Below are 21,773 nucleotides of genomic sequence, written 5' to 3' on the forward strand. Positions count from 1 at the left end.
ATACTCCTCCGTATTCATGCAACTATTGCACTTGCAAGTGGTCGATCATATTCGTCAATAAAATGTATTTTCTGGCGTCACGATACCTCCAGTGGTGGATACCAGTGTCCACTCCGTCAAAACGAATATCGCTGTTCATCGGCACGCCAATAAAAGCTTCAAACAGTTTATTTATCATCATCGTATGGCTGACAATCAGCACCGTTTTATCCTTATAAACTCCGGAATTAAGTAATTTGGACATAAATGTCTCCGCCCGCATACGAAGTGAAATATCCGATTCGCCGCCTTCTATCGCCTCATGCGGTTTTCTTCCACCGGGAACTTCAGGGTATTTCGTAAACGCTTCGGATCTTAGCATTCCGGCCAAAATCCCATGATTCCAATCCAGCAAATCATCATCAAGAACAACTTCGCAGCGGGTACCACGCGCCACAATTTCCGCACACTCAACTGTGCGGCTTAATGGACTTGAGAAAATAACATCCGGCTGCCACTTTTCGGAAATGATTCGAGCCGCCTTTTCAGCTTGTACCCTCCCCAGATCGGTAAGTGGGTAGTCCGCTCTCCCTTCCATCCGTTCTTCAATATCCGCAACCGATTGACCGTGCCTCAATACAATTAGTTCCATACAGAAACTCTCCTTTAATATTTTCTGTGCATACTAAAATTCATCCCTATTTCATGAATCTAAATCGCTCTTTACAGAATTTAAATAAATGAAATAGAAACACAAAAGTGTTTATCATACAGTTCATACGATAACTAAAAAAAAAACGATTCTAGATGACTGGTTAGAGAAAAATAAGCTTTTAAAAGCAGTGTAATATCTAATTGATGAGTAGCTCAGGCTTATGCAATGGGGAGTTTATCATATAATGATACCGCCTGAAGTAAATTGGCTCTTATAGCAAACGGTGCAGATCATGGGGAAGAAAAAGCAAACGGAACTATTACTCAGCAATACCTTTAATATGGATTTTTACAAATTATTAAAATCTTTTTCATTATATAGTATTCTACTAAATAATTCAATATTTAACTAGAATCCATGGTTTATATATGTCTACCTTAAATTATGAAAGTGAGGTTGTAAAAAAATAGAAATAGTGTCTTGGGGCTGCTTTGCAGTGAGCGTAGCTTTCATTATAAATCGCTAGACAGGATCCCTTAATCCGTTATGGGCAAGGCGGTCGTCTTCCTTATCACAATAGGAGTTGCTCCGTTTTGGCATGACACAGGATTCATTCCTACCAAAGCTGAGGGAACTGATTCTCGACATCATCGTTCCCACACTGCCCGAACATGCTATTCTCGATTTGGATTCGTCTGTTGAAACGTTTTTGGTAATCTGCACGACTCCTCTGTTGGCGTCAATCATCATATCAATGCCATGCTTCGATCAGGCAATACAGGCAGTTCTAGTGATATCCTTCCATTTACCATGCAGACGTTAAAGCATCTAGATGAACGAAAAGTCAGCTATGTAGGTTTTGGCGACGAAGATTTCTACGACTATTGGGAGTTGCAATCTATTGGATATGTCGGCAAACTGAAGTGGACCAAACTTCTTGCCTAGCATATGCCTGCTAACATTGGACACACCTCGTCGAATAAGATTGGGTCATTGAAGGTATCGTCTTCTTGTGCTACTAAGCAACAAGTTGGGACAATACAAGGCAGGTCGTTGTTATCAGCAAGATACAACATACGACGACGATCATCCTCAGTTCGAATTTGACCTGTTCTGGCAGTATGAAGGGGTAGTCACCATTAGGGCGTGAGAGCCATGACATATAGCGTTTCTTCAATCAATGTTGCTCAAACTGCTGGCTAACAATCTATTTGAGCGTTTCAAGCTGAAATGTTGCGATCAGGTACATCGATCTTTTACAATTCAGCGCTCTCGGAGTGCTACCATTGTTAACGCTGCATAGTCTTGGTTAAAGTTTCCGATTATTCAAACAAGACGTCAATTTAGCTTTTTGCGGGTACAGTTGATTACATATACTCAACTACTTTAATTTGGCTAGAATACACTAAAGTTCGATACTAAAATACGAACCTTTGTGCTTAAGAACTTATGTTTGTACGAACTTCGGTTCTGTGTTATAATTTGACACAATAAGAAGAATGGAGATGATGTACGTGTCGAAGCTGTCCAAACGGCAACATTCGATCCTTGAATTTATCAAGCAGGAAGTTCGGGAGAAGGGTTACCCGCCCTCCGTTCGGGAAATCGCAGAAGCCGTTGGTCTGCTGTCCAGTTCCACCGTTCACGGCCATCTGGACAGGCTGGAGAAGAAAGGCTTCATCCGCCGCGACCCTACCAAGCCTCGCGCTATCGAGATCCTGAACCAAGACGACAATGACAACGTCATTCCGTTTCCAGTCGCGCAAGTGCCGATCGTGGGCAAGGTTACCGCCGGCATTCCGATTACGGCTACGGAGAACATAGAGGATTATTTCCCCCTTCCTTCCCATTATGTGGGGGACAGCAAGGTCTTTATTCTTAACGTTATCGGCGAAAGTATGATTGAAGCGGGCATACATAATGGCGACTACGTCATCGTTCGCCAGCAGCAGACGGCGAACAACGGCGAGATCGTTGTTGCAATGACGGAGGATGATGAGGCAACCGTCAAGACGTTCTATAAGGAGAAGGATCATATCCGTCTCCAGCCAGAGAACGCTACGATGGAGCCAATCCGCCTGAAGAACGTCACGATTCTCGGCAAGGTCATCGGATTGTTCCGCGATATTCACTAATTTACACAAGAAGAAGGCTGCTGGAATGAATGATTCATTCCAGCAGCCTTTTATTATAAAAGATATTATCTTAAATCCTCCACCCTTCGTTCACCACACTGCCGAATCGTACCTTCATCCTTACAGGTCAGTTGCCGATATAGCTAGTAGGAGGTGTATAACTTGGATATTGGCGCATTATCGATAGCATTAGGCCAATCAAAGCTGGCCCAATCCGTAGGCATCAAGATGCTTAGCATCGCCAAAGGACAAGCTGAACAGCAAGGACAACAGCTGGCAGACATGATCGGCAAGAGCCTCGACCCTAATCTCGGTCAAAACTTGGATCTTCGAGCGTAATGAATCAACCCGCGATGTTTGCGGGTTTTTCTTTTGGTTTCCTTTTTCAGTTGAAGTACCCTAGACCAATGTCTGACTCCGTCTTGCCAAAACTAACCCGTATCTCTTCCTGCTACGCTTTACCGGCTTGTTTGGAGACTTCCACATCCACCACATGATCCTCATTAAAGATACGCATAGCCCCAGCCGAGTAGCAATAAGCTTTGAATTGCTTGCCCTTTACCGAAATAATCCGCACATCACGAATCGATACATTTCTCTTCCTGTCGATGTAGATGAGCTGTACAACTTTTCCGAGAAATCTCTCCATGCCAATCACCGCCTGAACGAATGTATGTTCTCATTATATCCAAAACATACGTTCGTGTCACATGAAGTTTTTAACTATTTTCAGCCGTTAATCGCAAGACGTGAGGCCAGCTGAAAAAGGAGCAGCACCGGCGGTTACACGCCAAGCGCCTGCTCCTCCCATTCCTTCGTATACCAGCCCGCTTGCTTGCGGAACATCGCAGCGTACTCGCCATTCCGGCTCATTAATGCATCATGATGGCCCTCTTCCACAAGACGGCCATCCTTTAGCACCAGAATACGATCTGCAAACCGGCAGCTGCCAAGCCGATGAGTAATAAAAACCGATGTTTTGCCACTCGTTAACTTCATCAGGTTCTCAAAGATAGCCGCTTCGGTCATGGGATCAAGCGAAGCAGTAGGCTCGTCCAATACAATGAGCTCAAACTCCCGGTAGAAAGCCCGATTCAGCGCGATACGCTGCCATTGACCATAGGACAGCTCATGGCCGCCGTCGAATTGAACACCAAGGACAGTATCCCATCCCTGGGGCAGCTTATCGATAAAGGAAGCGGTATTCGCTTCTTCGCTGGATGTCTGAAGCTTGTCCCGGTTGCTCAGGTCGCTGATTGCTCCTAAACCAATATTCTCCCATACGGGAAAGGGAAACTGGACAAAGTCTTGAAAGATCGCGCTCATGCGGCTTCGAAGGCTGTCGGAAGTTAGATGCGCATACGCTATCCCGTCAACTGCAATGGAGCCTTTGTCCGGAGCGTATAATCCAAGCAAGCATTTGGCCAGCGTGCTCTTGCCCGCTCCGTTGTCCCCGACAATGGCAATCGTTTCGCCCGCTCCTATTGAAAAGCTTATGCTGTCGATCGCCGGACCAGGAGCCCCGTCATAGTGAAAGGACAGCTGCTCTACCGTTATGCCTTGCCGGATTGGAGACGGAAACTCCTGGTCTCCCTCCTTCCCGTTCCCTTCAGGAAGATTCACAAATGAAATCATCTCATTCGCGTGTAGCAAGCCCTGATGAATGTTGGAGTAGCCCTGGGCCAGCCCTTGCATAAGCGACTGGGAGCTGAATAACGCTTGGGCGAGCGCAACATATTGACCGATCACCAGCCCCCCGGTTGATCCGGTATGCAAGGCGAACAGAAGCATCCCGCTTAGCAGCGTCAACGTGAACAGCTGCACCCCGTAGGTAATGCCAATCGTTTTTCGCTCCAGGGCAAGCAGCCGGCCGACATTTCTTAAGGCGATCCGCTTCCACTTGGCTATCAAATAAGAAGCCAATTCAAATACGCGAATCTCCTTGGCTCCTTCCCTGCTTTTCAGTAAATTGCTAATATAGGATGACATGCGCTCATCAGGCGTCTGATGAATGATCAGCTTGAACATCGCTTTGCTTTCGTAGAGGTAGGACCCTAACATAGGCACCACAAGAAGCAGCATGCCAAGCGACAGCAACCAATGAAATTGATAAAGCACAACGATAAAGCCAACCACCGTAATCATATTCTGAATCATCGTCAGGATTGTAAAAATAATGCCGATGCCTTGAAGCTGCATGCTAAAGGAGGTGCGTTGCAGCCGGTCATAATTGATATGGTTATCAAAATAAGAAAGCGGCAGCCGGTTCACCTTCGTCGACAATAGCTCATCGAAGTATAACGTGGCTCGCTGATTAAAGTATTGCTGCGTGTATTTGAATATGCCCCCCATCACCGCCCCGGACAGGAGCAAAGCAAGCTGCAGCCCTACAAGAATCTGCACGCCTCGCATGCCATCTTCACTATTCCCTTGAAAGAGCTGCGCCGCTTCTTCAACCAGTCTGCTTGTAAGCGCAAGCTGCACGATCGGAATAAACGCTTGGGCTATTGTGAGACCAATGAGAATGACAAGCGCCACACTTGAGATTTTCCACAGTATCGGAATCAATAAGCCGAAGGTGCGCAGCTTGCCGTTCGATTCGTTCATGCCGGCTCCGGGCGGGCGATATAGAGCGGGTAATGGGCCAAAGTTGCACCGTCGGCATCCGTCATAACAAAGTGAAACAGTCCCTCGTCATGCACGACAAAGCGCGGCTGGAACGCCATGTCGATACCGGCCGGGGCCGGGGATACGCGTTTATTGACTAGCCCCTCGCATTTCTTCTCCCATACGATCTGATGATCATCATCGTATACCTTGATCCATACGACCCCTTGATCCATGCCAAAAAACAATACCTTTGCCCACAAATAAAAAAGCGTAACCGATGGATATGTACGGATGTGCACGACATTGCGCACATTCTGAATGCAGTGGGCTCTGGCTTCATAATTGTCAATAACCTGATCCGCTATAATAAGCTGTCCGCTTATGGCTGGGTGCATTAGGCAACTTCCCCTCTAATATGGAATGGCATCCTCAACTGTTTGGTCTAACCTATTTGAATCCCGATCTGCTCGTTCAAATGCCCGATGTGCTGGATCGTAAAACGTTGCATCATCAAGCCCTTTTCCAGCACAATGGCCGCCGGAGTCGCCTCCAGACCGAATTTCGCTTTATAAATGTTCTCCTCCATCGTAATGACGGGGAAGGAATAGTCGTAATAGTGGACAAGCTCCTCGTTCTCTTCCTTCAGTCCGCTGCTGACAACTAAGAGCAGCCCATCGAAACTAGCGGAAAAAGCAACAAGCTCCGGAAGCAAATCGATACAGCTGCTGCAGGTTAAAGATACGAAAAGAACAGCCGCCTTCTCGGCATCCGCCAGCCTGGCGTCCAATGCCAGGTCAGGGAAGGGCGCCCCGGGGATAAAGGGTTGCTCCACGGTTTCTTCCGGACCGGAAGTATAGGACTGCTCCCTCTCCAAGGTTTCCCGCTTAAACAAATCTCGAAAGCTAAGTTTGCTCATCACAGCCCCTCCTTCATCGCAACCGCCGCCTGTGGCTCCAAAAACCTTTTGAAAGGAAACAAAAGCTTCTCCAAATACTCCATGCTGCCAGCATGTTCAATCGTAATGATTTGCCCCTCCGCATTCAGACCGAACGCCCATGGATAACCGCGAGTTTTCAGTTCGCCGAACATGACATTGTCCGTGGCATGATACAAACGCGCAGACGAGTGAAATATTTGCTTCGCTTGCTCGAATGTCTCTTCTTCCGTATCCATGAAGATAATTAGATTTATGCCGGGATATCGCTTGATCAAAGCGTCGATCGCCTCCATAGCGGGAAGACAAGGCGCGCAGGTCGTGCTAATCGTAGCCAGCAACAAATAATCGGTTATAAAATCATATAAGTGCAAAGAATCATAATTGGGAATCCGTATATTAGGCATGTAGTCGCCAATTTGCAATCCTTCTTCCACTCTCAAAAAAGATGGTCGTTCCTTCTCCATCTGATTCATCGCTGTTTCCCCCCTTTTTCCGTAACGGAATAGCAGAAAGAGAATCTCTCAAGTTAGTTGAGAGATTCTCTATGAAACCTAATTTTACCAGCAATCACAAGGCCCGTTAACGCTGCAGTTCTCCGAAGGGCATACTAATACTCTTCTTCTTGTGTGGCTATTCGCGCCTGGGCAATAGCTTGTGCAATAAGTAACCCATACCGTAGATCTACATCCATTTGGACATGCCATTATTGTTCACCTCCTTTCATTAATGCCAGAACAAGCAATTAAATCTATCACCTTAAGTTTAATTTATGATATATTTAGCAAATCTTCCTTCGATAGTTAACAATATATAACCATTATCTACAAATGTAAACGGTTTCAACGAAAGTTTACAAAACATTACAGGATTCGACAAGATTCAACGCGTAGATAGCAGAATGATGTCAGTATCCAAGAAATTAGGGATATTTTACTATAGACCAGGAAATGAACTGCGGCTAAGTGAACAAAAACGAACTTACTTGGAGGTATTGGGTGGATAAGCATTCATACAAATGATGAGAAATAGTCTTGCGTGGGCTGAAACGTTCGGGGTAAGTGAATAGTACAAATTGTCCCTTCATACAGTACTCTTAAAGATTACGGTCTCAAGGGAGATGCTGCCATTGTTAGATCAGTCATTTGTAGCACGTTCTTTAGAAGAAGTAAGGTTTTGGTCGCGCATTATGAAAGAGCATTCTCTTTTTCTTAAATTGGGTTTCCGTTGTGAGGATACCCAATTGATTAATGAAGCTAATCATTTCTATGCCATCTTTGAAGCCATCGAACATAAATCAAACGCATTTACTATTGGAACTGATCCAACTGTCATTAAAAGATTCAATGAAGAGGTGCACACTGCAGTTTCTTATATTTGGGCTTTTAAAAGAAAAGTGCTCGGATTAATATTGACATGCCAGCTCCCGGGAGCAAACAACTTCCCCTTGTTAGTTGATCATGTAAGCAGAGAAGCTAATTATTTCAGAAATCGTTTGTCGGAATTAAACACCGGTCGCTTGGAACCTCTGCCCGATGCGATCATTGATGAAAATGTTTTTTTCCTAAGAATTATGGCTGATCACGCCAAATTCATTAGCCACTTGCTTGATCCCTCCGAGCGGCAGCTAGTGGAACAAGCCAATAACTTCAGTCAAGAATTTGACACCTTGCTCTTTCAAGCAAAGGACCTGGAATCTATGCGTCCTCAATCGCAAACGGTTCCGCTGCTTGATCAATTTCTGGATCAAAACAGGGTTTCTGTTAAATCACTACGCGATTTCAAAAAAACAGCTCGAGAACTAATTGAAGCCTGCCGTATTAAAAGCATCATTCATCCGTTATTGGCGGATCATGTATTTCGAGAAGCAGAACATTTCCTTATTATCATCGATATGTTTGAAAACAGTCTAACTGGAAATTCTGCTTAAGCTTTGAAATGTAAGTCCTTTAAGCTCAAAAAAGGGAGCATTTCAGGGGCAATCGAGTCGAATTACTCGACTGCCCCCGAAACAACATCCCTTTAAACCCTTGTTATTACTGAAATTCCCCTATTAGTAATGCGTCAAATACTGATCGCGTTCCCATTGGTGAACTTGCGTGCGGTACATATCCCATTCGATTTCCTTCAGCTCGTAGAAGTGAGCCAGCGCATGGTCGCCGAGCGCTTCGCAGACGATATCGCTTTTCAGCATTTCGTCCAATGCCTCTCTCAGGTCAACCGGCAGACTTGGAATTCCTTCGTCTATCCGCTCTTCCTCCGTCATGATATAGATGTTGCGATCGATTGGCGCTGGAAGCGGAGTCTGATTGCGGATGCCGTCCAGGCCAGCCTTCAGCATAACGGCAAGCGCTAGATACGGATTCGCTGTCGGGTCCGGGTTGCGAACTTCGACGCGAGTCGAGAGACCGCGCGATGCCGGAATACGGATCATCGGCGAGCGGTTGCTTGCCGACCAAGCGACATAGCAAGGCGCCTCATAGCCGGGAACCAGACGCTTATACGAGTTGACCGTCGGATTCGTAATAGCTGCCATAGCACGGGCATGCTTCAGCACGCCTGCCATGTAATAACGAGCGGTATCGCTAAGGCCAAGCTTGTCCGACTCGTCGTAGAACGCGTTCGTGCTGCCTTGGAACAACGACTGGTGACAGTGCATGCCCGAACCGTTAACCCCGAATAGCGGCTTCGCCATAAAGGTCGCATGCAGGCCGTGTACGCGCGCGATCGTTTTAACGACAAGCTTGAACGTTTGGATTTGGTCCGCCGCTTTGATGGCGTCGGCATATTTGAAGTCGATCTCATGCTGCCCAGGAGCTACCTCATGGTGGGAAGCCTCGATCTCGAAGCCCATCTCCTCCAGCGTCAGCACGATCTCGCGGCGGCAGTTCTCGCCCAGATCCATCGGCGCCAGATCGAAGTAGCCGCCTTGATCGTTCAGCTCTGTCGTCGGCTCGCCGCGCTCATCCGTCTTGAACAGGAAGAACTCCGGCTCAGGACCGACGTTCATCGCCGTGTAGCCCATCTCCTCGGCTTCCTTCAGAGCGCGCTTCAGAATGCCGCGCGGGTCGCCTGCGAACGGCGTGCCGTCCGGCATGTAGATATCGCAGATCAGTCTTGCGACACGATCCTCTGCTACCCAGGGGAACACAACCCAGGTATCCAGATCAGGGTATAAGTACATGTCAGATTCTTCGATACGAACGTAACCTTCAATGGAAGAACCGTCGAACATCATTTTATTATCAAGAGCCTTGTCCAGCTGGCTAACCGGTATTTCGACGTTTTTGATCGTCCCGAGCAAATCGGTAAATTGAAGGCGGATAAACCGTACGTTCTGCTCTTCTGCAATACGCTTGATGTCTTCTTTCGTGTAGCTCATTAGATCATCTCCTTAAGTCGATTTCACTACCGTTTATTTAAGAAACGGGTTAACTGTCCCTGAATCATGGACGCTTGCCCCGGTCTCTTCTCAAGAAGCTGCTGCTTCAGCAGGCGATGCAACTGCTGGTCCGACAGCTCGCGGCGCTTCACCTCGGACTGCTCGCTGACGATCGTCGCATCATCCGATTCCTTGGATACCGGATTCATGACCTGCTTAATGCCCGCGATATTAACGCCCTTCTCGATTAGAGACTTGATTTCGAGCAGCCGTTCTACGTCGTTGAACGAGAATAACCGCTGATTACCGGCCGTGCGTGCCGGCACGATCAGCTCATGCTGCTCATAATAACGGATTTGTCTGGCCGTTAGATCCGTCAGCTTCATAACGATGCCTATTGGAAATAAGGCCATATTCCTGCGAATTTCATCAGCCATGTCGCATCAACCTTCCAGTCGCTCATTTATAGGTTCATTGTATCGTTGAGCTATAAATGTGTCAAGTTGTGTAAGGTTTAATCACAACCAAACCTTTTTGGACGAGCTTAGCTAACGCGATCAATACACCATATTTGGCATGGGCATACGTCAGACCGCCTTGCATATAGGCGATGTACGGATCACGGATCGGCGCATCCGCCGACAGCTCCAGACTGCCCCCCTGGATAAAGGTGCCGGCTGCCATAATGACAGGATTCTCATAACCCGGCATATCCCACGGCTCTGGGACGACATGAGCATCCACAGCCGCTGCTTCTTGAATGCCCTGCACGAATGCAATGAGATGATCGGCTTGTCCGAAGCGAACCGCTTGGATCAGATCCGTTCTAGGCTCTCGCCAATGCGGCTTGCTCTCGAAGCCGAGGCGCTCGAACATCGCAGCCGCAAAGACGCTGCCCTTCAAGGCTTGTCCCACCAGATGAGGGGACAGGAAAAGCCCCTGGTACATCGAACGCATCGTCCCCAACATAGCGCCGACCTCGCCGCCAATGCCCGGGGCGGTCAGCCGGTAGGAAGCAGCCTCCACTGCCTTCTGGGTCCCTGCCACATACCCGCCGGTCTCCGCAAGTCCGCCGCCCGGATTTTTGATCAGTGAACCGGCAATCAGATCTGCTCCCACCTGTGTCGGCTCCGTGAGCTCTGTGAATTCGCCGTAACAATTGTCTACAAAGACCAGTACGTCCGGCTTCAGCGCTTTGACACGCTGGATCATATCACCGATTTGCTGCACGGTAAAGCTCGACCGCCAGTCATACCCGCGCGATCGTTGAATGCCGATCACTTTGGTTTTTTCCGTCAACGCCGATTCGATTCCGCCCCAATCCAAATCTCCGTCAGGAAGCAGCGCAACCTCGTTATAGGCTACCCCCCAATCCTGCAAAGAGCCCTTGCCGTCACCCGGCTTGCCAATGACCTTATGAAGCGTGTCATAGGGCTTGCCCGTTATATAGAGCAGCTCGTCACCGGGTCGAAGCAGCCCGAAAAGAGCGCAGCTGATCGTATGTGTACCGGATGCAAAATGCGGCCTCACCAGCGCCGCTTCCGCGCCGAATACATCTGCATATACCAAATCCAGAACTTCACGCCCGCGGTCGTTGTAGCCGTAGCCTGTCGATCCGGCAAAGTGATAATCACTGACTCGATGGCGCTTGAACGCCTCAATGACCTTCCATTGATTGCGTTCCGCAGTTCGATCGATTCTGCGGAACGCTTCGACAACCCGCTCTTCCTCTTCTTCTGCCATTTGGAGCAGGCTTTCCCATAGTTCCCCGTTCTCTTGTTGAATCTTGCTCATGCTTCTGCTTCTCCCTTATTCAAATTGCAGCTAGCTTCGTTCTAATTTCAAGTCCTCCGGCCGGATTGACATCAGTTCGCCTTTGCCGGGCACGGAATTGGAATACTGTCCAATCAGGCGCACCGCTTGATGGCGAATCGCCTTCTCGATCGTATTGCGCACAAACCTTGCGTTGCTGAACGAAAACATATCGCTTTGTTTCTCCTGCATCAGATGCTGCCTCAGCTTGAATACCGTCTGCGGCATCATCACATAATCCCGCTCCTTCACCATCAGCTCCCCGATTTGAATCAGCTGGTCTACCGAATAGTCGGGAAAATCGATTTGGATCGGGAAGCGTGACGGCAGCCCCGGATTCGTCATCAGGAATTGTTCAATCTCCAGCGGATATCCCGCCAAAATCAGCACAAAGCCATTGCGATGATCCTCCATCGCCTTCACCAGTGTATCAATCGCTTCCTTGCCGAAGTCCTTCTCGCCGCCTCTGGCAAGGCTATACGCCTCATCTACAAATAATACGCCGCCCATCGCCTTGCGTACCAGGTCACGTGTCTTCTGCGCCGTATGGCCGATATATTCGCCAACCAGGTCAGCCCGCTCTACCTCAATGAGATGACCTTTCGTCAACACACCCATCTTCTGGAACAGCTTCGCTACAATTCTTGCAATGGTTGTCTTCCCCGTACCGGGATTGCCCTTGAAGATCATATGATAAACTTGAGAGCCGCCATACAAGCCTGCCTCTGTCCGCATTCGGCTAATGTAGAGCAGCGCATAAATTTCATAGACCAATGCCTTGACGTTATCCATACCGACCATCGGCTCCAGTTCCTTCTGGATATCGGCAAAATGGTCCACCGCAGGCAACGGCTTTACGGATGGCAGCGGCTCCGCTTCAAGCGCATGGGCCGAGGCGCTGCTGCCGAATGTCTCATGGCTGCGCAATACAACATTAATCTGGCGGGAAGGTCTACTCGTTCCGTTGCCTGGTCCCGATATGACGTGTCCGCTCATCTGGCGCATCACCTTTCCTTTTCAGAAGCTGCTCGCACTACAAAAGGTTGTTCAAAAAGTCCACTTTTGATCACGAAGCAGAAATCTTCACGGTGCTGAAAACCGAACTTTTTGAACACGCACTACAATTGTATTCTATCTTGCAGCGTCATATTAGCAGATTCAAAGCATGGACTCAGGCGAGCGGAGACCGGCGGTAAGCAGCAGCCAGTCCAGCTTCCACTTGGTGAACGCCAGCACTTCTCTGGAATCGTTATAGAACTCATTAAGGACAGCCGACTTGACGCCTGCAACGCCAGCAAGATTAAGCCCTGCATATGCGGCTATCTCTCCGGCGCGGGCCGCATGGTAATCATGCGTAATGACCAGATAAGTGGCATGTCCCCTCTCTTCGGCAAGCATACTGCTGAACACCAGATTTTGATACGTGCTCGTGGAGTGCGTCTCTAGCAACAGCTTGTCTTCCGGCACGCCTTTCTCCACCAGATAGTTCCTCATCCCCTCGGCCTCCGACAACGTGGAGGCTCGCCCCCCGTGTCCGCCGGAGAGGACCAGCGTCTTCACTGTTCCGTTCTCCAACAGCGTGCGGGCATACTCCAGCCTCTCTCGAAGTGCCGGGCTGGGTCGGTCATTCCATAACGCCGCACCCAGTACGATTCCGGCGTCAGCCGCCGGATAAGCCTCTTTTGGGCTATAACCATTAATGAGCCAGAGCATATAGCCGCTCCATAATACACCTACCGCAATTCCCCACATAATGAAACGAAATAAGAGCAGCCACGGGCGAAAAACACGCTTCCGTCTCCGCGGTCTGCTCTTCTTTTGTACTGCTGCTTTCATGATTCGCTAAGTTCCCCCGTTCTCTCCGCCAGCGTCTTGCGATGCTTAAGGCTTAGCGTAAAATAACGGAACCTGCCGTTGCGGATGCTGGACAACAGTCTTCCAGCCGTCTTGCGGGCCAGCGCGACATCCCTGCTGCTTACATCCCCATCACGCAAGGCGTCCTCCAGCTCATCCTCATCCATCAAATAAACTTCGCCGCTAGGCAATACGACTACATCCAGATACAGATCGTCAAACCACGGCACCTGCTGATCCGTTAAGCCTTGCGTCTTGCATACATCAATATACCATTGAATGACGCGTCCTTTATCATCGAACATCGTCGTAACGACAAAATGCTCGCCCTTCGGAAAATGCTGCATCCACAAATAACCACGATCGGCCAGACAGAGCCTCCGCCCGTCATATTCCTTCCAAAGCGGCTCCCTTAACTCATGAATCCGATAAAAGGTAACCAGACCTCGGAACTCGTCGCCGTCAAGCGCCAGGCAGGAGTAGCTTCTCCGCAGGATGCGGCGCCAATTCGCCCGGTCAGAAAATTTTCTCTTCATACGGAACGTACCTTTCCGTTCATATTGGTAACCCCTATAGAGAAAGATTACCATATCTTAACGTCCATCTCCACCCGACGGGGAAAATAAACACGCACAGCTTGTACCGGCGTTAGTGAGCCATGCCCTCTAATGAACAAAAAAGCGCCCCGCTGGCTGATCAGTCCAGCGGCGGGGCGCTTCATGCTATACAACTTCAATCACGATTGATTCAATGATGATATCCTCGATCGGGGAGCCATTCTGAACAGGACTCGCTGCGATCTGACGGACGGTATCCATACCGCTTTCAACCTTGCCGAAGATGGTATAGTTCGGCTGCCGGTTCAGATTGGATGCCTCTGGTCCTGTGCAAATAAAAAATTGGCTGCTGCCTGAGTTCGGCGAACCGGTATTGAACATCGCTACCGTGCCTTCCTCATAGACCGATTCCGAATTCAGCTCGTCGGGAATCCGGTAGCCCGCATTGCCCGTGCCGTTGCCCTTCGGATCGCCTGTCTGGATCATAAAGGATTCAATAATGGAATGAAACTTCAGACCTTCGTAGAAGCCTTCGTTCGAGAGGAACACAAAGTTGTTCACCGTTACAGGTGCCGCTTTCGCGTACAGCTCCACTACGAACTCTCCCTTGCTCGTTGCAATTATGGCCTTATACTGCTTGTCCAGGTCAATCGACATTTGCGGCATTCTGTCCCAGCTTACGGCTTTCATCGGCTCGGTAACGGACTTTCCGTCCGACACCGGCACCGTGTTGCCCTTGGACCCGCAACCGGCAACGAGCAGCATGAAAGCTATGATTACAAGTACGTTACGGAATGTTCCCATGCTTCGAATCGACATGTCCAACCACCTATTCCTGCTATATGCTTAGAGTCCGCCTACCGATACCCCGTCTCCGGCATTGCCGGCAGGAGGAGGAGTCGGATCGATAATGCCGACTTCCCCATCTCCTCCGCCAGGATTACCTGTATTGCCAGGCGTCTCAGGCGTGCCAGGGTCGGTGCCCTCACCGCCGTTTTCCCCGCCGTTGCCATCTTCTCCGCCTTGTTCGCCTTCACCAGGCGGCGTCACCGGAGGAGGTGTTGGATTCTCAGGCTCCATCGGAATTTCCGGAATGCCAATATCGATCTCCGGTACGGCAATCGTGATGACATTCGACGGCTCGCTCCGCTGATTGGTAGCGGCGTCGTAAGCCACAACATAATAATCGTAGGTCACGCCCGGGAAGACGCTCATATCTTCGGTATACGGCGTAACGGCATCCACAAAGCGGATATAATCGCTTGCTCCGCTTTCCTTCCGGTACACTTCATACGTAATATCCTTTTCGCTTACCGGATCCCAGCTAAGCATTACTCTGGCATCTGGCTCGGAGAATACCGCCTTGAAGTTCTTGATCGTAATCGGCGGTTTATCTTCCTTCACGTTGTTCGGACGCTTGAAGCTGTCCTTCGCAACGCCCTTCAGCGCAGGGCGCATCACCTTGGCGAACAATGCCGCCGACTGACCCCCGCCTTTAGTGAGCAAATGATTTACGTCTGTCTTATCGTAGCCCATCCAGACAGCGGCTGTCCACTCCGGCGTATAGCCGACGAACCAGGCATCCTTGATGCCATTGCCTTTGTAGCCCGGAATACCGGCTTGTGTCGTGCCTGTTTTGCCCGCTACTGGACGATCGATCGCCGCCCTTGCGCCTGTGCCGCCCTTCTCGACGACCGCTTGCATCATTTCGGTCAAGTACCAAGCCGTCTCAGGAGACATCAGCTGCTGGGTTGGCGGCGCTTTGTATTCCCAGTTCTTCTTGCCTGTAATCTTCGTAATCGCATGCGGATCGACGGACTTGCCGCCGTTCGCCATAATGCTGTAGGCCGTTGCCATCTGCAGCGGCGAAGCGCCGCGCGTCAGACCGCCAAGCGCCATCGCCAGGTTGCGGTCGTCCGGCTCCAGCGTAAGACCCAGCTTCTCCGCGAATGCCGCCCCCTGCTTGACGCCGACTTCATTCAGCATCCATACCGCCGCCAAGTTGCGCGAATCCTTCATTGCTTGCGTCATCGAGACAGGAGCAGCGCCCCATCTGTCTTGCGGGCAATAGTTAGAGAAGCACTTCTGGTCATTCTTCAGCGTGGACCACGGGAAGTACTTGCCCGACTCCAGCGCAGGGCCGTAGGCAACAATCGGCTTGATCGCCGAACCCGGCTGGCGCATCTTGTCCACACGGTTCCAGCCGCGTGACGAATAATCGCGTCCGCCGGCAATAGCCTTAATCTCACCGCTGCGGTGGTCAATGATGATCATCGAGCCTTGTACGATTTGATCGTCTTTGCTCTCCTCGAAGTTGGAAGGATCGGCGAACTCCTTATCCATCGTATCCTGAGCTTGCGGGTCAAGCGACGTATAGATATGCAGCCCGCCGACGCGCAGTTCTTCCTCGGACAAGCCGGTAATCTTCATCGCCTCATTCAGCACGAAGTCGGAATAAGCATAATACTTACCGCTCTTCATTGCGTTCTGATTAGGCGGCACCTCATAGACGACAGCCTGCGCTTCTTTCATCTCTGCTTCCGTAATATAGCCTTGATCGTACATCAGACGAAGCACGACCGCTCTGCGGTTCATCGATTCATCCGGATTGATAAGCGGATTGAAGCGGTTTGGCGCCTTCGGCATCGCGGCCAGCGTTGCGGCTTGCCACAGCTTCATATCTTCCAGCTCTACACCGAAATAAAATTCGGCTGCAGCCTTCACGCCATGAATCCCTTTGCCGAAGTAAATCCGGTTCAAGTACATCGTCAATATTTCATCCTTGGTCAGCTGCTGCTCAAGCGCAACCGCGATGGAAGCCTCCGTCGCTTTGCGGAAGAACGTCTTGTCTGCTGACAGGAATACGTTTTTGGCCAGCTGCTGCGTAATCGTACTGCCGCCCTCGACGGCGCTGCGGGCGATAACGTCCTTCACAAGCGCACGTCCGATCGCCCAGAAGTCCAGCCCCGAATGCTCGCGGAACCGTTGGTCTTCCGTGGCAACAATTGCATTTTTCATGAAATCGGGAATTTCCGAAAACTCCGCTACTTCGCGATGATCCAATACATCGTATAACCTGGATATCTCATTGCCATTCACATCATAGATGATGGATGCTTCTCCGAATTCAAGCTTGCTGCCATGCTCCTCAAGCAGCCTCTCACCGTTGAGTACAATTAATAGATAACCGATAATGCCGCATACAATTGCAATTACTGCAGTAAAAAAGAGACCGTAAAACCATGCTTTGCCTGACATTCGTCTCTTTTTCTTTGTCTTTGTTTTTGGTTTCGTAGTAGTAGTGGTGGTCCTTCTCCTAGGTTGTTCAGCCATGATGACTCCCCTCCTGCTTCCTTGCTTCGTTTTATCTAGCATTGCCGCGAAAAGGCAAGAGCAACCCAGCTCAGAGCGGGTTGCCCTTGCATGCCGCTATCTAGTTAAACGAATCCCTCTATAAGAAAGTTTCACATTGATCGCTAAACTAGCCCTCAGACGGGTTTTGTTCCTGCTGCATCAAAGAAACGTTCCGTTGCGGTACGAAGGTGGAAATTGCGTGCTTGTACACCATCTGCTGACGGCCTTCGCTGTCAATGATAATTGTGAAATTATCAAAGGCTTTGATCACGCCCCGAATTTGAAAACCATTCATCAAAAAAACGGTAACCGGAATGTTATCCTTTCGCAACTGGTTCAGGAACGTATCTTGAATATTGATTGATTTGTTCATTGGACGTTACCCCCGTCTAAAAAAGATTGATTAGAAGTATATTCAAGATGATCTTGAAACTTTCCTGCTATTATAGCATGAATCGAGCGCAAATTGTTGTGAAAATTTTCCCCCATATCGATCCAGTGGATATCTCCCATATGCCGGAACCAGGATAATTGCCGCTTGGCGAACCTTCTCGTATCCCGCTTCAGCAGCTCTACAGCCGCTTCGTAGCTGCACTCGCCCCGCAAGTAACGGGCGATTTCCTTATAGCCGAGCGCTTGCATCGGCACGGCATGCGGCGGCAAGTTGCGGGCAAGCAGCCGCTCCACTTCCTCGACCAGACCTTCCTGCAGCATCTCGTCGATGCGTTGCTCGATGCGGCGGTACAGTACCGCCCGATCCATCGTCAGACCGATGAGCACCAGATTGTAAGGGGATTCCTTCTTCTGGCCCGCCTGCTGCTCGGTGAAGGATTGTCCCGTTGTATGATGCACCTCCAGCGCGCGGATCACGCGCCGGATATCGTTGGGATGCAGACGCTCGGCGGCAACCGGATCGACATCAGCCAGCTTCCGGTGAAGCGCCTCTGCTCCCTGCTGCTCGGCATAGGCTTCCATCTCTGTGCGAAAGACCTCGTCCGAACCTCTGTCGGCGAATTGATAGTTATAGCAGAGCGACTCAACGTAAAGCCCCGTACCGCCAACCACGAACGGCAGCTTCCCACGGTTGGCGATATCCGCTATCGCGCTGGCGGCCTCCGCTTGAAAGTCGGCAGCGGAATAAGCTTCCTCCGGCTCCCGTATATCGATAAGATGATGAGGCACGCCCTGCCGTTCATCCTCTATTATTTTCGCTGTTCCGATATCCATCGTCCGGTACACCTGCATGGAATCGCCGGATATGATCTCCGCGTTCCAAGAACGGGCGATGCTCAGGCTAAGCGCTGTCTTTCCGACAGCCGTCGGGCCGATGAGGACGAGCAGCGGCGGCTTGCCTGCAGCACGATTCTCCGGTACTCCCGTTAGATCAGTCAATGGTAATCACTCCGTATGCTATTTTCGATGAATTGAACTGGGTGCGCGTGAAGCCAAGACGGTCGAATTCGTCGCTGACTCCGTTTTCTTTCATAATAACCGTCTTCCTGGCGACGCGTTTCGCCTGTTCGACCACTTCCAGACTCAGCTCGTCCATATTGGCGAGCGAGCGGAAGGCGCCTATCGCGGCCGATTCCATGATGGGCTGGCGGAACATGGGGTCAAAGTAGACGATATCCGCACTGTTGTCCGGCTGGGCAGCCAAGTATTCGGCATGGTTGCTGCAAGTCATCTGAATCCGCCTCATCGCATCGTTCACATCCGGCAGCCCCGTATCGTAGTGCTTCAGACCTTGTCTCACCAGCGAGCAGAGAACCGGCTCGCTCTCCAGCGCGATGACTTCGCCCCCCTCTCCTGCCGCATACGAGAAGACAAGAGCGTCTGCCGCCATGCCGGCCGTGCAATCGATAATAAGGTCGCCCGGCTCGCAGCGCGACAGCCCAATGAGCGGATCACTCTCGCCCTTGCGCAGCCGCTTCACCCGGACAAATGCCATGCTGGGATGGAAGAACAGCGGCGGCTCCTCCGGGTGTTCATAATACCGCGTCTCGGTATCCGTGACGATGATAACACGATTATCGCCGCTAATCTCCAGCAGCTTGCGCACGGACATGCCTTTGCGCGGTCTGGCGTCCGCTTGAAGCTCTGCAGCCAGCTTGCCCGCCTGTTCCAGCGATCTGGGCGTAGGCTTCGGAGCCGTCGTAATAATCATGACATCACCCGTTTGAACATTTTTTCAAGCTGATAAGTAGATAAGTGAACAATAATCGGACGACCGTGCGGACAAGTGTATGGCTGGGAGCAGCGGGACAGCCGCGCCAGCAGCGCATCGCCCTCTTCTCTTGTCATCCGGTCATTGGCTTTGATGGACGCCTTGCAGGCGCACATAATCGCCGCCTTCTCCCTCAGCTTCGTCACGTTAATCGATTTGCGCTCCTCAATGAGCAGCTCCGCCATTTCCTCAATCAGCGATTGCTCCTGGCCCTCCGGCATCCATTCCGGATAGGCGCGAACGAGGAAGGTCTGCGCGCCGAACGGCTCAATCTCGACACCCGCCTCGCGGAACAAGTCGGTCATGTCCCGCAGCTGCGATGCATCCCCCGGCGTAAATTCCAGCGTCAGGGGGACAAGAAGGCCTTGGCTTGCAGCAACAGGATTCCCAAATTTATGAAGGTAATACTCATAATTAATTCGTTCATGCGCGGCATGCTGATCGATCAGGTATAAGCCGTCATCCGCTTGCGCGACAATATAGGTGCCGTGATGCTGGCCGATCCAATGCAGCTCCGGGAACCTAGGATCAGCGGCTGGCATCTGGTCGGCTTGCCGATCTCCTGAGATATCAGCATCTGACTCGGTATTAGCCGGCATTCCTTCCTCAGAGAAGCTTGATGATTCAGCAGCTCCGGCCTCCTTTTCGAAAGCCGATTGCTTAGCATCGTTGTCGGACAGATCGGGCTGCAGATGGACAGGCGGCGATCCCTCATCCTCAGCGGTTAGCCCTGCATGATTCTCTGAGTTGTATGACGCTGTCGCGGATTCCCGCCATGTCCAATCCCCTTCACGGGGATCAGGCGTCGGTGCAGACGGCGCATACAGCCTCTCCGCGGCATCCCGCGGCACCTGCTCCCGATGGGGAGGCTGAGACTGCCAGGACGGCCGATCGGAACGGCCTCCCGGCTGGGCTGAACGGCGAACATCATCGCTGCTTGCCGACCAGCCGGTTTTTCCGGAATCGGATGAAGCAGCCGATCTTCCATATGGCGTTCGAGCCGGTCCATCAGAATGAAAAACCTCTCTCGATTGTTCAATAGGAGCCGTTGGCGCTCCGTCCATTCGGGTGTCGGCTCGATCTGGCGCAGCGGTCGTTTCTGCAGTCGCTGCCGCCTCGGAACGGGCAGCTGATGACGGTGAAGCCCCAGCTCCAGAAGTCGCCGAATATGCCGCTCCCTTCCCTTGAACGGGATCACCTATGCGGTCCGCGATATGGAACGAAATCGCATCCTGCACATACTGCGGCTTGGAGCGGCTGCTCCCCGTCGCTGCTCCAGGTATGTAACGATGCGCCCCGAGTACATCCTTCACGGTCCGCTCAATCAATGCACGAAGCTCCGTCTCCTTGCTGAACCGCACCTCCATCTTCGAAGGATGCACGTTCACATCCAGCAGGCCTGGATGCATGCCAAGCTCCAGCACAACAAGCGGGAACCGGTTGATCGGCAGAAGCGTATGGTAGGCTTGCAGCAGCGATTGATTCACTGCATGGCTGCGGATATACCGCCCGTTCACCACCGCCGTAATGCCGTTCCGGTTCGCCCGGGTCAGATCGGGCTTCGACACGAAGCCGGTTAATTCATAATCGGCATCCGATCCGGAGACGGGAAGCATCGCCTTCGCTGCGCTGGTGCCATAGATGGCAGCGATAACCTGCAGTCTGTCGCCGGTCCCCATTGTACGCAGCAATACATTGCCATTATGCTTCAAGGTAAAGGCAATACCGGGATGTGCCAGCGCCAGCCGATTAATATAATCGGAGATATGGCCGAGCTCCGTCTGAATGGACTTCATATACTTAAGCCTGGCAGGCGTATTGTAGAACAGATCGCGCACGCTCATGTCCGTGCCTCGCGGTGCGTTGGCAGGCTCATCAGCTGTGACATGACCGCCTTCAATTACCAGCTTGCGGGCAAGTCCACTGTCTGTATTGGCCGACATGCACGTCAGCCTGGAGACCGCTGCAATACTGGGCAGCGCCTCTCCCCTGAAGCCAAGGCTCGCAATGCGGAACAGATCGCTGCTCGTCGAGATTTTGCTCGTCGCATGGCGTTGGAAGGCCGTCGCGATATCATCAGGCTCGATGCCGCCTCCATTATCCGTCACCCGGATCAGCGTCAGACCGCCTTCCTCGATGGTGATATCAATCTCCGTACTGCCTGCGTCAATCGCATTCTCCGCAAGCTCCTTGACGACGGAGGATGGCCTCTCCACTACTTCGCCGGCGGCAATCTGGTTCGCCAGCTGCTCGTCCAGCAATTTAATTCTCGACATG

General features: G+C 51.0%; 21 protein-coding genes. 3 read left to right on the forward strand and 18 right to left on the reverse strand.

What is annotated here, in order from left to right:
• Nucleotides 1–22: 22 nt before the first annotated feature.
• A complete protein-coding gene (locus AC0YNW_RS13595; RefSeq protein WP_475832458.1) occupies nucleotides 23–631 on the reverse strand; it encodes a histidine phosphatase family protein in 609 nt (202 codons plus the stop codon).
• Nucleotides 632–2,148: 1,517 nt separating this feature from the next.
• Between AC0YNW_RS13595 and lexA the strand changes: the two genes are divergently transcribed.
• Together lexA and AC0YNW_RS13605 are read left to right on the forward strand one after the other, a co-directional pair.
• Nucleotides 2,149–2,769: a transcriptional repressor LexA gene (gene lexA, locus AC0YNW_RS13600; RefSeq protein ID WP_387474262.1), complete on the forward strand. Its 621-nt coding sequence runs from the start codon at nucleotides 2,149–2,151 to the stop codon at nucleotides 2,767–2,769.
• Between the two features lie 162 nt (nucleotides 2,770–2,931).
• Nucleotides 2,932–3,108 (forward strand): YjfB family protein, encoded by a 177-nt coding sequence (locus AC0YNW_RS13605; RefSeq protein ID WP_387473413.1) that lies wholly within the window; start codon nucleotides 2,932–2,934, stop codon nucleotides 3,106–3,108.
• Between the two features lie 112 nt (nucleotides 3,109–3,220).
• Here the strand turns inward: AC0YNW_RS13605 and AC0YNW_RS13610 are convergent, their stop codons facing one another.
• From AC0YNW_RS13610 to AC0YNW_RS13630, 5 genes are all read right to left on the reverse strand, one after another.
• Complete coding sequence (locus tag AC0YNW_RS13610; RefSeq protein WP_475832459.1) at nucleotides 3,221–3,418, reverse strand: hypothetical protein; 198 nt, start codon at nucleotides 3,416–3,418, stop codon at nucleotides 3,221–3,223.
• 134 nt (nucleotides 3,419–3,552) lie between these two features.
• Complete coding sequence (locus tag AC0YNW_RS13615) at nucleotides 3,553–5,376, reverse strand: ABC transporter ATP-binding protein (protein ID WP_475832460.1); 1,824 nt, start codon at nucleotides 5,374–5,376, stop codon at nucleotides 3,553–3,555.
• Entirely contained in the window at nucleotides 5,373–5,774 is a 402-nt protein-coding gene (locus AC0YNW_RS13620; protein WP_387473421.1) for a hypothetical protein, read from the reverse strand. Before AC0YNW_RS13620 ends, AC0YNW_RS13615 begins: the two co-directional genes overlap by 4 nt.
• 47 nt (nucleotides 5,775–5,821) lie before the next feature.
• The gene (locus AC0YNW_RS13625; protein WP_475832461.1) at nucleotides 5,822–6,295 is read right to left on the reverse strand and encodes a hypothetical protein; all 474 of its coding nucleotides are present in this window, start codon (nucleotides 6,293–6,295) and stop codon (nucleotides 5,822–5,824) included.
• A complete protein-coding gene (locus AC0YNW_RS13630; RefSeq protein ID WP_475832462.1) occupies nucleotides 6,295–6,789 on the reverse strand; it encodes a TlpA family protein disulfide reductase in 495 nt (164 codons plus the stop codon). The genes AC0YNW_RS13625 and AC0YNW_RS13630 overlap by 1 nt, the downstream gene beginning before the upstream one ends.
• A 653-nt stretch (nucleotides 6,790–7,442) precedes the next feature.
• Here AC0YNW_RS13630 and AC0YNW_RS13635 point away from each other — a divergent pair.
• On the forward strand, nucleotides 7,443–8,243 hold the full coding sequence (locus AC0YNW_RS13635) for a DUF2935 domain-containing protein (protein ID WP_475832463.1): 801 nt from the start codon (nucleotides 7,443–7,445) through the stop codon (nucleotides 8,241–8,243).
• A 123-nt stretch (nucleotides 8,244–8,366) separates the two neighbouring features.
• On the opposite strand, the gene glnA is transcribed toward AC0YNW_RS13635, so the two are convergent.
• The 12 genes from glnA to mutL form a co-directional block, all read right to left on the reverse strand.
• The gene (gene glnA / locus AC0YNW_RS13640; RefSeq protein ID WP_387473431.1) at nucleotides 8,367–9,695 is read right to left on the reverse strand and encodes a type I glutamate--ammonia ligase; all 1,329 of its coding nucleotides are present in this window, start codon (nucleotides 9,693–9,695) and stop codon (nucleotides 8,367–8,369) included.
• A gap of 26 nt (nucleotides 9,696–9,721) precedes the next feature.
• Nucleotides 9,722–10,132 carry a MerR family transcriptional regulator gene (locus AC0YNW_RS13645; RefSeq protein WP_119799669.1) on the reverse strand — a complete coding sequence of 137 codons (411 nt, stop codon included), beginning with the start codon at nucleotides 10,130–10,132 and terminating at the stop codon, nucleotides 9,722–9,724.
• Between the two features lie 61 nt (nucleotides 10,133–10,193).
• Nucleotides 10,194–11,438: a methionine gamma-lyase family protein gene (locus AC0YNW_RS13650; protein WP_475832697.1), complete on the reverse strand. Its 1,245-nt coding sequence runs from the start codon at nucleotides 11,436–11,438 to the stop codon at nucleotides 10,194–10,196.
• 81 nt (nucleotides 11,439–11,519) lie between these two features.
• The gene (locus AC0YNW_RS13655; RefSeq protein WP_387473435.1) at nucleotides 11,520–12,503 is read right to left on the reverse strand and encodes an AAA family ATPase; all 984 of its coding nucleotides are present in this window, start codon (nucleotides 12,501–12,503) and stop codon (nucleotides 11,520–11,522) included.
• A 162-nt stretch (nucleotides 12,504–12,665) separates the two neighbouring features.
• Nucleotides 12,666–13,343 (reverse strand): YdcF family protein, encoded by a 678-nt coding sequence (locus AC0YNW_RS13660; RefSeq protein WP_475832464.1) that lies wholly within the window; start codon nucleotides 13,341–13,343, stop codon nucleotides 12,666–12,668.
• A complete protein-coding gene (locus tag AC0YNW_RS13665) occupies nucleotides 13,340–13,897 on the reverse strand; it encodes a ribonuclease FAU-1 family protein (protein WP_387473440.1) in 558 nt (185 codons plus the stop codon). Before AC0YNW_RS13665 ends, AC0YNW_RS13660 begins: the two co-directional genes overlap by 4 nt.
• Before the next feature lie 186 nt (nucleotides 13,898–14,083).
• A complete protein-coding gene (locus AC0YNW_RS13670; RefSeq protein ID WP_475832465.1) occupies nucleotides 14,084–14,737 on the reverse strand; it encodes a peptidylprolyl isomerase in 654 nt (217 codons plus the stop codon).
• Between the two features lie 27 nt (nucleotides 14,738–14,764).
• The gene (locus AC0YNW_RS13675; protein WP_475832466.1) at nucleotides 14,765–17,251 is read right to left on the reverse strand and encodes a transglycosylase domain-containing protein; all 2,487 of its coding nucleotides are present in this window, start codon (nucleotides 17,249–17,251) and stop codon (nucleotides 14,765–14,767) included.
• 148 nt (nucleotides 17,252–17,399) lie between these two features.
• Nucleotides 17,400–17,645: an RNA chaperone Hfq gene (gene hfq / locus AC0YNW_RS13680; RefSeq protein ID WP_116044566.1), complete on the reverse strand. Its 246-nt coding sequence runs from the start codon at nucleotides 17,643–17,645 to the stop codon at nucleotides 17,400–17,402.
• Nucleotides 17,642–18,664: a tRNA (adenosine(37)-N6)-dimethylallyltransferase MiaA gene (gene miaA, locus AC0YNW_RS13685; RefSeq protein WP_475832467.1), complete on the reverse strand. Its 1,023-nt coding sequence runs from the start codon at nucleotides 18,662–18,664 to the stop codon at nucleotides 17,642–17,644. Before miaA ends, hfq begins: the two co-directional genes overlap by 4 nt.
• Nucleotides 18,657–19,436: a class I SAM-dependent methyltransferase gene (locus tag AC0YNW_RS13690; RefSeq protein ID WP_475832468.1), complete on the reverse strand. Its 780-nt coding sequence runs from the start codon at nucleotides 19,434–19,436 to the stop codon at nucleotides 18,657–18,659. Before AC0YNW_RS13690 ends, miaA begins: the two co-directional genes overlap by 8 nt.
• Entirely contained in the window at nucleotides 19,433–21,772 is a 2,340-nt protein-coding gene (mutL, locus tag AC0YNW_RS13695) for a DNA mismatch repair endonuclease MutL (RefSeq protein WP_475832469.1), read from the reverse strand. Before mutL ends, AC0YNW_RS13690 begins: the two co-directional genes overlap by 4 nt.
• Nucleotide 21,773 lies beyond the last annotated feature (1 nt).

The sequence above is a fragment of the Paenibacillus sp. J31R120 genome (genome assembly GCF_056269225.1).